This window comes from Janthinobacterium rivuli (assembly GCF_029690045.1).
GTDB classification, from domain to species: domain Bacteria; phylum Pseudomonadota; class Gammaproteobacteria; order Burkholderiales; family Burkholderiaceae_D; genus Janthinobacterium; species Janthinobacterium rivuli.
The window spans coordinates 6280832-6295452 of sequence record NZ_CP121464.1 but is presented as its reverse complement, the minus strand read 5'-3'; the positions used below and the strand labels follow the sequence as shown (position 1 = coordinate 6295452).

The window sequence follows — 14621 nt, the reverse complement described above, 5'->3', positions numbered from 1 at the left end:
GTAATCAGAGGCTAACGTTATAGGGACAAGCGAATAAGTGCACATGGTGGATGCCTTGGCGATTACAGGCGATGAAGGACGTAGTAGCTTGCGATAAGCTGCGGGGAGTGAGCAAACACACTTTGATCCGCAGATTTCCGAATGGGGCAACCCACCCTTTTAGGGTATTGCATACTGAATACATAGGTATGCAAGGCGAACGCGGCGAACTGAAACATCTAAGTAGCTGCAGGAAAAGAAATCAACCGAGATTCCCAAAGTAGCGGCGAGCGAAATGGGAAGAGCCTGTACGTGATAGTCGGACCGATAACAGAATCCTCTGGAAATAGGAGCCATAGTGGGTGATAGCCCCGTATGTGAAATCGGACCGGTGGTACTAAGCGTACGACAAGTAGGGCGGGACACGTGACATCCTGTCTGAATATGGGGGGACCATCCTCCAAGGCTAAATACTCGTAATCGACCGATAGTGAACCAGTACCGTGAGGGAAAGGCGAAAAGAACCCCGGAAGGGGAGTGAAATAGATCCTGAAACCGTGTGCATACAAACAGTAGGAGCGGACTTGTTCCGTGACTGCGTACCTTTTGTATAATGGGTCAGCGACTTACATTCAGTGGCAAGGTTAACCATATAGGGAAGCCGTAGAGAAATCGAGTCCGAATAGGGCGATCAGTCGCTGGGTGTAGACCCGAAACCAAGTGATCTACTCATGGCCAGGATGAAGGTGCGGTAACACGCCCTGGAGGTCCGAACCCACTAATGTTGAAAAATTAGGGGATGAGCTGTGGGTAGGGGTGAAAGGCTAAACAAACTTGGAAATAGCTGGTTCTCTCCGAAAACTATTTAGGTAGTGCCTCAAGTATCACCATCGGGGGTAGAGCACTGTTATGGCTAGGGGGTCATTGCGACTTACCAAACCATTGCAAACTCCGAATACCGATGAGTGCGAGCTTGGGAGACAGACGTCGGGTGCTAACGTCCGGCGTCAAGAGGGAAACAACCCAGACCGCCAGCTAAGGTCCCAAAGATTGGCTAAGTGGAAAACGAAGTGGGAAGGCTAAAACAGTCAGGATGTTGGCTTAGAAGCAGCCATCATTTAAAGAAAGCGTAATAGCTCACTGATCGAGTCGTCCTGCGCGGAAGATGTAACGGGGCTAAGCCAGTCACCGAAGCTGCGGATATCCTTTATTGGATATGGTAGGAGAGCGTTCTGTAAGCCTGCGAAGGTGTCTTGTAAAGGATGCTGGAGGTATCAGAAGTGCGAATGCTGACATGAGTAGCGATAATGGGGGTGAAAAGCCTCCACGCCGTAAGCCCAAGGTTTCCTGTTCAACGTTCATCGGAGCAGGGTGAGTCGGCCCCTAAGGCGAGGCAGAGATGCGTAGCTGATGGGAAGCAGGTTAATATTCCTGCACCGTCGTATGATGCGATGGGGGGACGGATCGCGGAAGGTTGTCTGACTGTTGGAATAGTCAGTTTCTGTCTCATAGAAGGCGCTTAGGCAAATCCGGGCGCGGAATTCAAGGGGATGGGACGAGTGAATTTATTCACGAAGCAATCGGAAGTGGTTCCAAGAAAAGCCTCTAAGCTTCAGTCATACGAGACCGTACCGCAAACCGACACAGGTGGGCGAGATGAGTATTCTAAGGCGCTTGAGAGAACTCGGGAGAAGGAACTCGGCAAATTGGTACCGTAACTTCGGGAAAAGGTACGCCCCGGTAGCTTGATTGGTTTACTCCATGAGGGTGAAAGGGTTGCAATAAACTGGTGGCTGCGACTGTTTAATAAAAACACAGCACTCTGCAAACACGAAAGTGGACGTATAGGGTGTGACGCCTGCCCGGTGCTGGAAGATTAAATGATGGGGTGCAAGCTCTTGATTGAAGTCCCAGTAAACGGCGGCCGTAACTATAACGGTCCTAAGGTAGCGAAATTCCTTGTCGGGTAAGTTCCGACCTGCACGAATGGCGTAACGATGGCCACACTGTCTCCTCCCGAGACTCAGCGAAGTTGAAATGTTTGTGATGATGCAATCTACCCGCGGCTAGACGGAAAGACCCCATGAACCTTTACTGTAGCTTTGCATTGGACTTTGAACCAATCTGTGTAGGATAGGTGGGAGGCTTTGAAGCGGGGACGCTAGTTCTCGTGGAGCCAACCTTGAAATACCACCCTGGTTTGTTTGAGGTTCTAACCTTGGTCCGTTATCCGGATCGGGGACAGTGCATGGTAGGCAGTTTGACTGGGGCGGTCTCCTCCTAAAGTGTAACGGAGGAGTTCGAAGGTACGCTAGATACGGTCGGACATCGTGTTGATAGTGCAATGGCATAAGCGTGCTTAACTGCGAGACTGACAAGTCGAGCAGGTACGAAAGTAGGACATAGTGATCCGGTGGTTCTGTATGGAAGGGCCATCGCTCAACGGATAAAAGGTACTCTGGGGATAACAGGCTGATTCCTCCCAAGAGTTCATATCGACGGGGGAGTTTGGCACCTCGATGTCGGCTCATCACATCCTGGGGCTGTAGCCGGTCCCAAGGGTATGGCTGTTCGCCATTTAAAGTGGTACGTGAGCTGGGTTTAAAACGTCGTGAGACAGTTTGGTCCCTATCTGCCGTGGGCGTTGGAAATTTGAAGGGGGCTGCTCCTAGTACGAGAGGACCGGAGTGGACGAACCTCTGGTGTACCGGTTGTCACGCCAGTGGCATTGCCGGGTAGCTAAGTTCGGAAGAGATAACCGCTGAAAGCATCTAAGCGGGAAACTTGCCTTGAGATGAGATTTCCCAGAGCCTTGAGCTCTTTGAAGGGTCGTTCGAGACCAGGACGTTGATAGGCTGGGTGTGGAAGTGCAGTAATGCATTAAGCTAACCAGTACTAATTGCCCGTACGGCTTGTCCCTATAACCTTAGCAGGTACAGAGGATAAGACGGTACAACGTTGCGTGTGTGTTGATACTACCAGTCATTACCCCAATCTTTGCTTCTTCCAGATTCAGGCTTTGTCGCTCCATTGAGGACAAATGCCAGTACAAGTTATGCCTGATGACCATAGCAAGTTGGTCCCACCCCTTCCCATCCCGAACAGGACCGTGAAACAACTTTGCGCCGATGATAGTGCTGCAACCAGTGTGAAAGTAGGTTATCGTCAGGCTTGTTATTCGCAGTAGAGAAAAACCCGATCAGAAATGGTCGGGTTTTTTTTCGTCTGGTGGTTTTGTTTGACGCTGGTGGTGTCGGCTTACGCGCTGCGCGCTAAGCCGACCTACGTCTGCCTTTGTCATTTTCACCACATGTTGTGCACGGCGGGCATCGTCATGTTCTCTTCATATTGACACTGTACGATGACCTCCATTCTCATCAAGTAGTGTGTGCACCCATGTTGCTCAAGCTTAAACTCGTCAAAACTCCCAAAGGCATCGATAGCGCCTTGATGCTGTCGGCCATGCTGATAATTTGGATCGGCAATTACAGCAACCTCGACCTCATGATCGCCGACAGTATGTTCGACGGAATGCGCGGGCAATTTGTCGGCGCTGGCAGTGCGTGGACGCGCGGTTTCCAGTTCTGCATGACCTTGCTGGCCGCAGCTGCGATTGCTCTGGCGGTCTGGGACACGCAGCGTCCACTGGCCTGGCCGGCCTCACGCCGCAGTGCCTTGCAAGTCGTGGCGCTGTCGGCTGTCCTGGTGCCATTAAGTATTTATTTGCTATCCTCATTCAGTGATGTGCCTTGCCCCACGGATTTGTTGCGCTACGGCGGAATGGCGCCGTACACGCGCCTGCTGGAAACATTACCGGCCAGCGCATCTGCCATGGTCTGCCTGCCCGCTACACAGACGAATACCGCTTGGTGGATGCTGGCCTTGCCATTGTTCTGCCTGCCCGGACGGCCGCGCACGGCGTTTCTGCTCGTCGGGGTCATATTGCTGTGCGGTTTGGCCGCAGGTTGGCAGAAACAGTTGCAAGGTACGCAATTTTTCACGCACACCTTGTGGTCTGCCTGGATTGCTTCTTTCCTGATATATCTGCTGCATAAGCTGCTCCTGGCCGAGGACGCGTTGGCCTGAAACACAAAAGTACGTCACAATCTGCCTGTGTAGTTGTCGTTTCATACAAAAACAGGAGCACCATGAACGAGCAGATTGCGAGAGAAGTGGTATTGGTCCGTGCTATCGAGACGGCCGACCAGAAAAAAGAAGTCCTCAGCGAGGATGACCGCATGTATGCCAGCCGCAGCGCGCGTGAGCTTGCGCAGTGGCAAGCTTCGGGCAAGCAGGCCGAAGTGACAGGTGACGATTTCCTGCAGCAGCGCTCGGAACTGATCCTCAAGCGCATCACCGAGCGCACGCCCGCCTTCGCCGCTTTCGCGAAACGCCGTAATGGCATGAAAACCCTGGCGCTGACCCTGCCCTTGCTGGCTTTGCTGCTGGGCGCCGGGCTGGACCGCATCACGGATCCCCATCGTGTCGACTTGCTGTCGGCACCCTTGCTGCTGATCATCGCCTGGAATGTGCTGGTCTACCTGGGCTTGCTGATCTGGCTATGCATCCCTTCGCGTTCCCTCGGCTGGCCGAAGGCGGGACTGGTGCGCCACCTGAGCGTGGGCCGCCTGGCCCTGCCGCGCAAGCTGCCGCATACCTTGTCCTCGGGCTTGCTCAGTTTCATGGGGGAATGGGCGCACTTGAGTGCCAAACTGACGGCCGCGCGCCTCAGTCGTACCATCCACCTGAGCGGCGCCATGTTTGCCATCGGCGCCGTCGCTTCACTGTATGCGCGCGGTTTCCTGTCGCAATACGCAGCCGGCTGGGAAAGCACCTTTTTGAATGCCGGCCAAGTGCACAGCCTGCTTTCGACCTTGTTTGCGCCGGCTATTGCTCTGTTTCATTTGCAAGGCTTTTCGCTGGCGGAAATCGAAGCGCTGCGCTTCCCGCAAACGACGACCGTCGAAGGCGGCGCGCGCTGGGTGCATTTGTATGCGGCAACGATTTTCCTGCTGGTCGTCGTTCCCCGCCTGATCCTGGCCCTCGTCAACAACTGGCGCGCCGCGCGCCTGGCCAGGAACTTTCCGCTGGATCTAGATCAACCGTATTTCCGCAAGCTCAATGAAAGCATCGGCGTGGCCACGGGCGGCATGCTGCGCGTCTTGCCATACAGCTTTACTGTCGATGAGGCACGTCACAAGGGTCTGGGGCAAATTTCCCTCATGCTGTTCGGCGAGCAGGGCCGCATGATGCTGCGTCCATCGACGTCGTATGGCGAAGAACCGCAGGACGTCTTGCGCGACACGGACTTGAATGATCCGCAAGTCAATATCACGGCCGTGCTGTTCAATCTGACGGCGACACCGGAGAAGGAAAATCACGGCGCCTTCCTCGATTATCTGGCGCAATCGTCGGCACGCGGCATTGCCGTGCTGATCGACGAGTCCAGCTACCTGGAGCGCGCGGGTGAACAGGTGGATAACGGCGCGCGCCTGGCGGAACGAGTCGCCTTATGGCAACAGTTCTGCCAGTTCCACAAAACCACGGCCACCGTGGTCAATTTGCTTAATCCTGCCTTGCACCCGCTCGATGCCGGTGTCGGGCTGAAAGTATCGGCAGCAGCATGAGCGTGAATGTGAATAAAGATGTGCAGGATGATGCGGTGCAGATTCAGTTCGCGCTGATTTCGCATACGAATAATGGCAAGACTACCCTGGCGCGCACTTTGGTCGGTGTGGACATTGGCGAAGTGCGCGATGCCGCTCACGTGACGGTGTTTGCCGAATCGCATACCTTGCTGGCCACGCCGCAGGGCGATGCCTTGCAATTGTGGGATACGCCAGGCTTTGGCGATTCCGTGCGCCTGCTCAAGCGCCTGGGGCAGTCGGGTAATCCCATCGGCTGGTTCCTGCGCGAAGTGCTGGACCGTTATCGCGACCGCCCGTTCTGGCTCAGCCAGCAAGCGCTGCGCACGGCCAAGGACTCCGCCGACGTGGTGCTGTACCTGGTCAACTCCTCGGAACACCCCAAGGATGCTGGCTACTTGCCGGCGGAAATGAAAATCCTCGCCTGGCTGGATAAGCCCGTGGTGGTCTTGCTCAACCAGATGGGGCCGCCGCGTCCTGGTAAGGAGGAGCACGGCGAGCAGGCACGCTGGCGCGAGCACCTGCAGCAGTATCCGATCGTGCGCGATGTCCTGGCGCTCGATGCCTTTGCCCGCTGCTGGGTACATGAGCGCGTATTTTACGAAGCCGTGGGTAAATTGTTGCCGCAGTCACAGCAAGCCGGTTATGCGCGTCTGTTTGCTGCCTGGCAAGAGCAGAATTCGGCGCGTTTCCGGCAGGCCATGCATTTGCTGGCCACGCAACTGGCGGTGGCCGGACAGGATCGCGAAGCCATTGATCCGGCGTCCAGGGGCTTGTTGAAATCGGCCTTGCAGGTGGTGGGTATCGGCAAGAATGCAGAGCAGCAACGCCAGGAAAAGGCCATGGCCAGCCTGGTGGCGCGACTCAATACGCATAGCGGTACCACCACGCGTGAGCTTTTGATATTGCACAAACTCGACCCGACCGATGCGCATAAGATCAATAGCCGGATACGGGAAAATTTCGCCGTGCGCGCGCCTATCGACAAGGCGCAAGCGGGGTTATTGGGTGCCATGATTTCCGGCGCGGCGACGGGCCTGTCGGCCGACCTGATTTCCGGCGGCCTGACCTTGGGCACTGGCGCTTTGCTTGGCGGCGTGGTCGGTGCGCTGACGTTTGCAGGCGCAGCCTGGGGTTTTAATTCCGGCACGGACCGCAATGAGCCCACGATGCAATTTACCGATGCTTTCCTGCGTACCCTGGTAGTGGCGGGCGTGCTGCGTTACCTGGCGGTGGCGCACTTTGGCCGTGGCCGCGGTAACTTCGTGGAAAGCGAAGCGCCGGCCTTCTGGCAAGATGAAGTCGAGCAGGCGGTGGCGCGCCATGAAGGCGCATTGGCCGAGTTGTGGAAAGAGGTGCGCCGCGAGAAATCAACTGAACTGGCGGCCGAGCGTGTGCAGCCCATCATCGCGGCGATCACTGCCGATGTACTGGCGCGTCTGTACCCGGACGTGGCGCAGCCGATGTAAATACGGGCTTCCATCGCCTATTTCCAACAGGGTTTCCCATGTGCACACATAAAATCGCCGTCATCGCCGGTGACGGCATCGGCAATGAAGTCATGCCGGAGGGCTTGCGTGTCATCGAGGCGGCCGCCCGCCGTTTCAATATCGACTTGCAGTTCACGACAATGGCTTGGGCCAATTGCGATTATTACCTGGAACATGGGCAAATGATGCCCTCGGATTGGTTCGCTCAGCTCAAGGATTTCGACGCCATCTATTTTGGCGCCGTGGGCTGGCCGGACAAGGTGCCCGACCATATCTCGCTGTGGGGTTCGTTATTGAAATTCCGGCGCGAGTTCGACGAATACGTCAACTTGCGGCCTGTGCGCCTGATGCCGGGCGTACCGTGCCCGCTGGCGAATAAGAAGCCTGGCGATATCGATTTTTATGTGGTGCGTGAAAATACGGAAGGAGAGTATTCATCCGTGGGCGGGCGCATGTTCGAGGGGACGGAGCGCGAGACCGTGCTGCAGGAATCTGTCTTTACGCGCAAGGGCGTCGACCGTATCCTGAAGTATGCGTTTGAGCTGGTGCAAAGCCGGCCTAAAAAACACCTGACATCGGCGACCAAGTCGAATGGCATTGCCATCAGCATGCCATATTGGGATGAGCGGGTGGAGGCGATGGGTCCGAGCTTTCCCGATGTGCGCTGGGATAAATACCATATCGACATTCTGGCGGCCCGCTTTGTATTGAGTCCCGAGCGCTTCGATGTGGTGGTCGCTTCAAATCTGTTTGGCGATATCCTGTCGGACCTGGGGCCCGCCTGCACGGGAACGATTGCCATCGCACCATCGGCCAATATCAATCCGGAGCGCACGTTCCCTTCTGTCTTTGAGCCGGTACACGGTTCCGCACCTGATATCTACGGCCAGAATATCGCCAACCCGATCGGCATGATCTGGTCGGGTGCCATGATGCTGGACTTCCTCGGCAATGGCGACGCCAATTACACGGCGGCGCATGACGCGATTGTGCGCGCCATCGAGCAGGTGCTCGAGCATGGTCCGCGCACACCGGATATGGGCGGCAGCGCCAGTACGACCGATGTCGGCATGGCGGTTGCCGAATTACTCAAATAAAGCTTGCCGCCCATGGGCGGCTTTGCTATAGTTCGCCTCCCCAATGAGATGCAGTCACTGCGGCAGTTGAGGATCACCGGAAACGGCGATGAGTAGTAAAGAAGGAGTTGACGGATTTAGCGAAATGCTTCATACTCTTCATTCTTCGCAGCTGACAAACACAACGCTTTGTCGATAGCGCGAAAGTAGCACCGAATACAGTTCTTTAACAATTAACAGTCGATAAGTGTGGGCATTTGATGCAAGTGCAGCGTCAATCTTCGGATTGGCGTCTAACTTAAAATATCAAATGTTCACAAGAAATAATGAAATAGGCGCTACGAAAGTAGTGGCCTGTCAGTTTTTTGAGTGAGCGACCCGTCGCAAGACGGTGCCAATAAAATGGCAAAGTAACAGAGATTAAACTGAAGAGTTTGATCCTGGCTCAGATTGAACGCTGGCGGCATGCCTTACACATGCAAGTCGAACGGCAGCACGGAGCTTGCTCTGGTGGCGAGTGGCGAACGGGTGAGTAATATATCGGAACGTACCCTAGAGTGGGGGATAACGTAGCGAAAGTTACGCTAATACCGCATACGATCTAAGGATGAAAGTGGGGGATCGCAAGACCTCATGCTCGTGGAGCGGCCGATATCTGATTAGCTAGTTGGTAGGGTAAAAGCCTACCAAGGCATCGATCAGTAGCTGGTCTGAGAGGACGACCAGCCACACTGGAACTGAGACACGGTCCAGACTCCTACGGGAGGCAGCAGTGGGGAATTTTGGACAATGGGCGAAAGCCTGATCCAGCAATGCCGCGTGAGTGAAGAAGGCCTTCGGGTTGTAAAGCTCTTTTGTCAGGGAAGAAACGGTGAGAGCTAATATCTCTTGCTAATGACGGTACCTGAAGAATAAGCACCGGCTAACTACGTGCCAGCAGCCGCGGTAATACGTAGGGTGCAAGCGTTAATCGGAATTACTGGGCGTAAAGCGTGCGCAGGCGGTTTTGTAAGTCTGATGTGAAATCCCCGGGCTCAACCTGGGAATTGCATTGGAGACTGCAAGGCTAGAATCTGGCAGAGGGGGGTAGAATTCCACGTGTAGCAGTGAAATGCGTAGATATGTGGAGGAACACCGATGGCGAAGGCAGCCCCCTGGGTCAAGATTGACGCTCATGCACGAAAGCGTGGGGAGCAAACAGGATTAGATACCCTGGTAGTCCACGCCCTAAACGATGTCTACTAGTTGTCGGGTCTTAATTGACTTGGTAACGCAGCTAACGCGTGAAGTAGACCGCCTGGGGAGTACGGTCGCAAGATTAAAACTCAAAGGAATTGACGGGGACCCGCACAAGCGGTGGATGATGTGGATTAATTCGATGCAACGCGAAAAACCTTACCTACCCTTGACATGGCTGGAATCCCCGAGAGATTGGGGAGTGCTCGAAAGAGAACCAGTACACAGGTGCTGCATGGCTGTCGTCAGCTCGTGTCGTGAGATGTTGGGTTAAGTCCCGCAACGAGCGCAACCCTTGTCATTAGTTGCTACGAAAGGGCACTCTAATGAGACTGCCGGTGACAAACCGGAGGAAGGTGGGGATGACGTCAAGTCCTCATGGCCCTTATGGGTAGGGCTTCACACGTCATACAATGGTACATACAGAGCGCCGCCAACCCGCGAGGGGGAGCTAATCGCAGAAAGTGTATCGTAGTCCGGATTGTAGTCTGCAACTCGACTGCATGAAGTTGGAATCGCTAGTAATCGCGGATCAGCATGTCGCGGTGAATACGTTCCCGGGTCTTGTACACACCGCCCGTCACACCATGGGAGCGGGTTTTACCAGAAGTAGGTAGCTTAACCGTAAGGAGGGCGCTTACCACGGTAGGATTCGTGACTGGGGTGAAGTCGTAACAAGGTAGCCGTATCGGAAGGTGCGGCTGGATCACCTCCTTTCTAGAGTTTGCACGAATCAGGTAACTGGTTCACGCATCAAATGTTCACACTTATCGGCTGTTAATATAAAGAACAGCATTTGGGGCTGTAGCTCAGCTGGTTAGAGCACCGTGTTGATAACGCGGGGGTCGTTGGTTCGAGTCCAACCAGCCCTACCAGTTTCTGTAGTCTGGAAATACCCATAGGGGGATTAGCTCAGCTGGGAGAGCACCTGCTTTGCAAGCAGGGGGTCGTCGGTTCGATCCCGTCATCCTCCACCAAAAGTTCAAACGTAAATCAGTGTTGAATTCAACACCGGGATTTAGGTTTGGTCTTTTCGAGATCAAGTGCTGTATGTTCTTTAACAATCTGGAAGAAGTAAAGATTATTTATTGATCGGTTTGCCGTAAAAAGTAAATCGATGGGTAATGATTGTATGTATCAACAAACAAGCAACAACGTTGTACTTTCTTATCCCTGTAGCGCTCTTTCATTATGCAAATGATGAGAGGCTAACGTTATAGGGACAAGCGAATAAGTGCACATGGTGGATGCCTTGGCGATTACAGGCGATGAAGGACGTAGTAGCTTGCGATAAGCTGCGGGGAGTGAGCAAACACACTTTGATCCGCAGATTTCCGAATGGGGCAACCCACCCTTTTAGGGTATTGCATACTGAATACATAGGTATGCAAGGCGAACGCGGCGAACTGAAACATCTAAGTAGCTGCAGGAAAAGAAATCAACCGAGATTCCCAAAGTAGCGGCGAGCGAAATGGGAAGAGCCTGTACGTGATAGTCGGACCGATAACAGAATCCTCTGGAAATAGGAGCCATAGTGGGTGATAGCCCCGTATGTGAAATCGGACCGGTGATACTAAGCGTACGACAAGTAGGGCGGGACACGTGACATCCTGTCTGAATATGGGGGGACCATCCTCCAAGGCTAAATACTCGTAATCGACCGATAGTGAACCAGTACCGTGAGGGAAAGGCGAAAAGAACCCCGGAAGGGGAGTGAAATAGATCCTGAAACCGTGTGCATACAAACAGTAGGAGCGGACTTGTTCCGTGACTGCGTACCTTTTGTATAATGGGTCAGCGACTTACATTCAGTGGCAAGGTTAACCATATAGGGAAGCCGTAGAGAAATCGAGTCCGAATAGGGCGATCAGTCGCTGGGTGTAGACCCGAAACCAAGTGATCTACTCATGGCCAGGATGAAGGTGCGGTAACACGCCCTGGAGGTCCGAACCCACTAATGTTGAAAAATTAGGGGATGAGCTGTGGGTAGGGGTGAAAGGCTAAACAAACTTGGAAATAGCTGGTTCTCTCCGAAAACTATTTAGGTAGTGCCTCAAGTATCACCATCGGGGGTAGAGCACTGTTATGGCTAGGGGGTCATTGCGACTTACCAAACCATTGCAAACTCCGAATACCGATGAGTGCGAGCTTGGGAGACAGACGTCGGGTGCTAACGTCCGGCGTCAAGAGGGAAACAACCCAGACCGCCAGCTAAGGTCCCAAAGATTGGCTAAGTGGAAAACGAAGTGGGAAGGCTAAAACAGTCAGGATGTTGGCTTAGAAGCAGCCATCATTTAAAGAAAGCGTAATAGCTCACTGATCGAGTCGTCCTGCGCGGAAGATGTAACGGGGCTAAGCCAGTCACCGAAGCTGCGGATATCCTTTATTGGATATGGTAGGAGAGCGTTCTGTAAGCCTGCGAAGGTGTCTTGTAAAGGATGCTGGAGGTATCAGAAGTGCGAATGCTGACATGAGTAGCGATAATGGGGGTGAAAAGCCTCCACGCCGTAAGCCCAAGGTTTCCTGTTCAACGTTCATCGGAGCAGGGTGAGTCGGCCCCTAAGGCGAGGCAGAGATGCGTAGCTGATGGGAAGCAGGTTAATATTCCTGCACCGTCGTATGATGCGATGGGGGGACGGATCGCGGAAGGTTGTCTGACTGTTGGAATAGTCAGTTTCTGTCTCATAGAAGGCGCTTAGGCAAATCCGGGCGCGGAATTCAAGGGGATGGGACGAGTGAATTTATTCACGAAGCAATCGGAAGTGGTTCCAAGAAAAGCCTCTAAGCTTCAGTCATACGAGACCGTACCGCAAACCGACACAGGTGGGCGAGATGAGTATTCTAAGGCGCTTGAGAGAACTCGGGAGAAGGAACTCGGCAAATTGGTACCGTAACTTCGGGAAAAGGTACGCCCCGGTAGCTTGATTGGTTTACTCCATGAGGGTGAAAGGGTTGCAATAAACTGGTGGCTGCGACTGTTTAATAAAAACACAGCACTCTGCAAACACGAAAGTGGACGTATAGGGTGTGACGCCTGCCCGGTGCTGGAAGATTAAATGATGGGGTGCAAGCTCTTGATTGAAGTCCCAGTAAACGGCGGCCGTAACTATAACGGTCCTAAGGTAGCGAAATTCCTTGTCGGGTAAGTTCCGACCTGCACGAATGGCGTAACGATGGCCACACTGTCTCCTCCCGAGACTCAGCGAAGTTGAAATGTTTGTGATGATGCAATCTACCCGCGGCTAGACGGAAAGACCCCATGAACCTTTACTGTAGCTTTGCATTGGACTTTGAACCAATCTGTGTAGGATAGGTGGGAGGCTTTGAAGCGGGGACGCTAGTTCTCGTGGAGCCAACCTTGAAATACCACCCTGGTTTGTTTGAGGTTCTAACCTTGGTCCGTTATCCGGATCGGGGACAGTGCATGGTAGGCAGTTTGACTGGGGCGGTCTCCTCCTAAAGTGTAACGGAGGAGTTCGAAGGTACGCTAGATACGGTCGGACATCGTGTTGATAGTGCAATGGCATAAGCGTGCTTAACTGCGAGACTGACAAGTCGAGCAGGTACGAAAGTAGGACATAGTGATCCGGTGGTTCTGTATGGAAGGGCCATCGCTCAACGGATAAAAGGTACTCTGGGGATAACAGGCTGATTCCTCCCAAGAGTTCATATCGACGGGGGAGTTTGGCACCTCGATGTCGGCTCATCACATCCTGGGGCTGTAGCCGGTCCCAAGGGTATGGCTGTTCGCCATTTAAAGTGGTACGTGAGCTGGGTTTAAAACGTCGTGAGACAGTTTGGTCCCTATCTGCCGTGGGCGTTGGAAATTTGAAGGGGGCTGCTCCTAGTACGAGAGGACCGGAGTGGACGAACCTCTGGTGTACCGGTTGTCACGCCAGTGGCATTGCCGGGTAGCTAAGTTCGGAAGAGATAACCGCTGAAAGCATCTAAGCGGGAAACTTGCCTTGAGATGAGATTTCCCAGAGCCTTGAGCTCTTTGAAGGGTCGTTCGAGACCAGGACGTTGATAGGCTGGGTGTGGAAGTGCAGTAATGCATTAAGCTAACCAGTACTAATTGCCCGTACGGCTTGTCCCTATAACCTTAGCAGGTACAGAGGATAAGACGGTACAACGTTGCGTGTGTGTTGATACTACCAGTCATTACCCCAATCTTTGCTTCTTCCAGATTCAGGCTTTGTCGTCCTACAGGAGACAAATGCCAGTACAAGTTATGCCTGATGACCATAGCAAGTTGGTCCCACCCCTTCCCATCCCGAACAGGACCGTGAAACAACTTTGCGCCGATGATAGTGCTGCAACCAGTGTGAAAGTAGGTTATCGTCAGGCTTGTTATTCGCAGTAGAGAAAAACCCGATCAGAAATGGTCGGGTTTTTTTTCGTCTGGTGGTTTGATACGCCGCGGGTGGTGTCGGCTTACGCGCTGCGCGCTAAGCCGACCTACGGTCAGACCCTCCATACCGCCAACGTAAAAATAATCGCCAATGCAACAGACGAAAAAAAGGCAGCGCTACGCGCTGCCTTTGTCATGTATCGCCACCATTAAAAGTGATAAGCGACTTTGACGTTCATGTAATTGACGCCGCTATTTGGTTTCTTGTAGCCGCCGTTCGAGAAATGCTGGATCTTCGCAGCGACTTCCCATTTGTTATTGAAGATGTAGCCAACGCCGATATGGTCGCCGAACTGAAAGTGGGTCGACAGGCGGTTATCGTCGTTATCGTATAGCTTGGACAGCATGTGCACGCCAATGCCGCCTTCCGCATAGAAGCCCAGCTTGTTCGTGTTTTCAAAGCGGAACACGGGTGTAAAGCCCAGGTCCCACAGTTTTTGATGCTGGCCCGGGACATTGCGATAGCTCTTGCCATCCCAGCCGCCGATGCTGGCATCCCAGTAACCGCTCAGCTGTGTGCCATTCGATACAAACCAGGCCTTATCCCAGTTCGAGGTTACGCCGGCGCGTACCATTTGCACTTTGACCCCTTTGGCATATTCGCCGTAGACGGAGTCGATCAGTTTGTCGTCGGCGGCAAAGCCGGCGTTGGCCGCCATCAGCGCGGCAACGGCGGCGATGGATTTGAGGAGATTCTTCTTGAAGAACATAGAGGCTTTCATCGTAAAATTGGCCGATAGGCTATTGTTGTACAGGCACCTTGCTTTGATGCCGCTCTCGCCAC

General features: G+C 53.6%; 5 protein-coding genes, 2 tRNA genes and 5 rRNA genes. 11 read left to right on the top strand and 1 reads right to left on the bottom strand.

Going from position 1 to position 14621, the window contains the following annotated elements:
• The first annotated feature begins 23 nt into the window (after positions 1-23).
• The 11 genes from P9875_RS28535 to rrf (P9875_RS28485) all read left to right on the top strand — a co-directional run bounded on the left by P9875_RS28535 (position 24) and on the right by rrf (P9875_RS28485) (position 13773).
• A 23S ribosomal RNA gene (locus tag P9875_RS28535) occupies positions 24-2899 on the top strand.
• Between the two features lie 138 nt (positions 2900-3037).
• Positions 3038-3150 (top strand): 5S ribosomal RNA (rrf, locus tag P9875_RS28530).
• A gap of 225 nt (positions 3151-3375) precedes the next feature.
• Positions 3376-4065, top strand: coding sequence for an acid phosphatase (locus P9875_RS28525; RefSeq protein WP_278317259.1), 690 nt, complete (start codon positions 3376-3378; stop codon positions 4063-4065).
• A gap of 62 nt (positions 4066-4127) precedes the next feature.
• The gene (locus P9875_RS28520; protein WP_278317258.1) at positions 4128-5606 is read left to right on the top strand and encodes a DUF2868 domain-containing protein; all 1479 of its coding nucleotides are present in this window, start codon (positions 4128-4130) and stop codon (positions 5604-5606) included.
• Entirely contained in the window at positions 5603-7093 is a 1491-nt protein-coding gene (locus P9875_RS28515) for a DUF3482 domain-containing protein (protein WP_278317257.1), read from the top strand. Before P9875_RS28520 ends, P9875_RS28515 begins: the two co-directional genes overlap by 4 nt.
• A 38-nt stretch (positions 7094-7131) precedes the next feature.
• Positions 7132-8211, top strand: a complete 1080-nt coding sequence (locus tag P9875_RS28510) for a tartrate dehydrogenase (RefSeq protein WP_278317256.1) — start codon at positions 7132-7134, stop codon at positions 8209-8211.
• Positions 8212-8612: 401 nt separating this feature from the next.
• A 16S ribosomal RNA gene (locus P9875_RS28505) occupies positions 8613-10143 on the top strand.
• A gap of 81 nt (positions 10144-10224) precedes the next feature.
• Positions 10225-10301: transfer RNA gene (locus tag P9875_RS28500), tRNA-Ile, on the top strand.
• A gap of 26 nt (positions 10302-10327) precedes the next feature.
• Positions 10328-10403, top strand: a tRNA-Ala gene (locus P9875_RS28495).
• Positions 10404-10646: 243 nt separating this feature from the next.
• Positions 10647-13522, top strand: a 23S ribosomal RNA gene (locus P9875_RS28490).
• Between the two features lie 138 nt (positions 13523-13660).
• A 5S ribosomal RNA gene (gene rrf / locus P9875_RS28485) occupies positions 13661-13773 on the top strand.
• The 16S, 23S and 5S rRNA genes sit together here with 2 tRNA genes alongside, the layout of an rRNA operon.
• A gap of 213 nt (positions 13774-13986) precedes the next feature.
• On the opposite strand, the gene P9875_RS28480 is transcribed toward rrf (P9875_RS28485), so the two are convergent.
• The gene (locus tag P9875_RS28480) at positions 13987-14559 is read right to left on the bottom strand and encodes an acyloxyacyl hydrolase (RefSeq protein WP_230539252.1); all 573 of its coding nucleotides are present in this window, start codon (positions 14557-14559) and stop codon (positions 13987-13989) included.
• Between the last annotated feature and the right edge of the window lie 62 nt (positions 14560-14621).

Coding starts and splice junctions, on each gene's coding strand:
- P9875_RS28525 (WP_278317259.1), top strand. CDS start 3,376: ATGTTGCTCAAGCTTAAACTCGTCAAAACTCCCAAAGGCATCGATAGC.
- P9875_RS28515 (WP_278317257.1), top strand. CDS start 5,603: ATGAGCGTGAATGTGAATAAAGATGTGCAGGATGATGCGGTGCAGATT.
- P9875_RS28480 (WP_230539252.1), bottom strand. CDS start 14,559: ATGAAAGCCTCTATGTTCTTCAAGAAGAATCTCCTCAAATCCATCGCC.
- P9875_RS28520 (WP_278317258.1), top strand. CDS start 4,128: ATGAACGAGCAGATTGCGAGAGAAGTGGTATTGGTCCGTGCTATCGAG.
- P9875_RS28510 (WP_278317256.1), top strand. CDS start 7,132: ATGTGCACACATAAAATCGCCGTCATCGCCGGTGACGGCATCGGCAAT.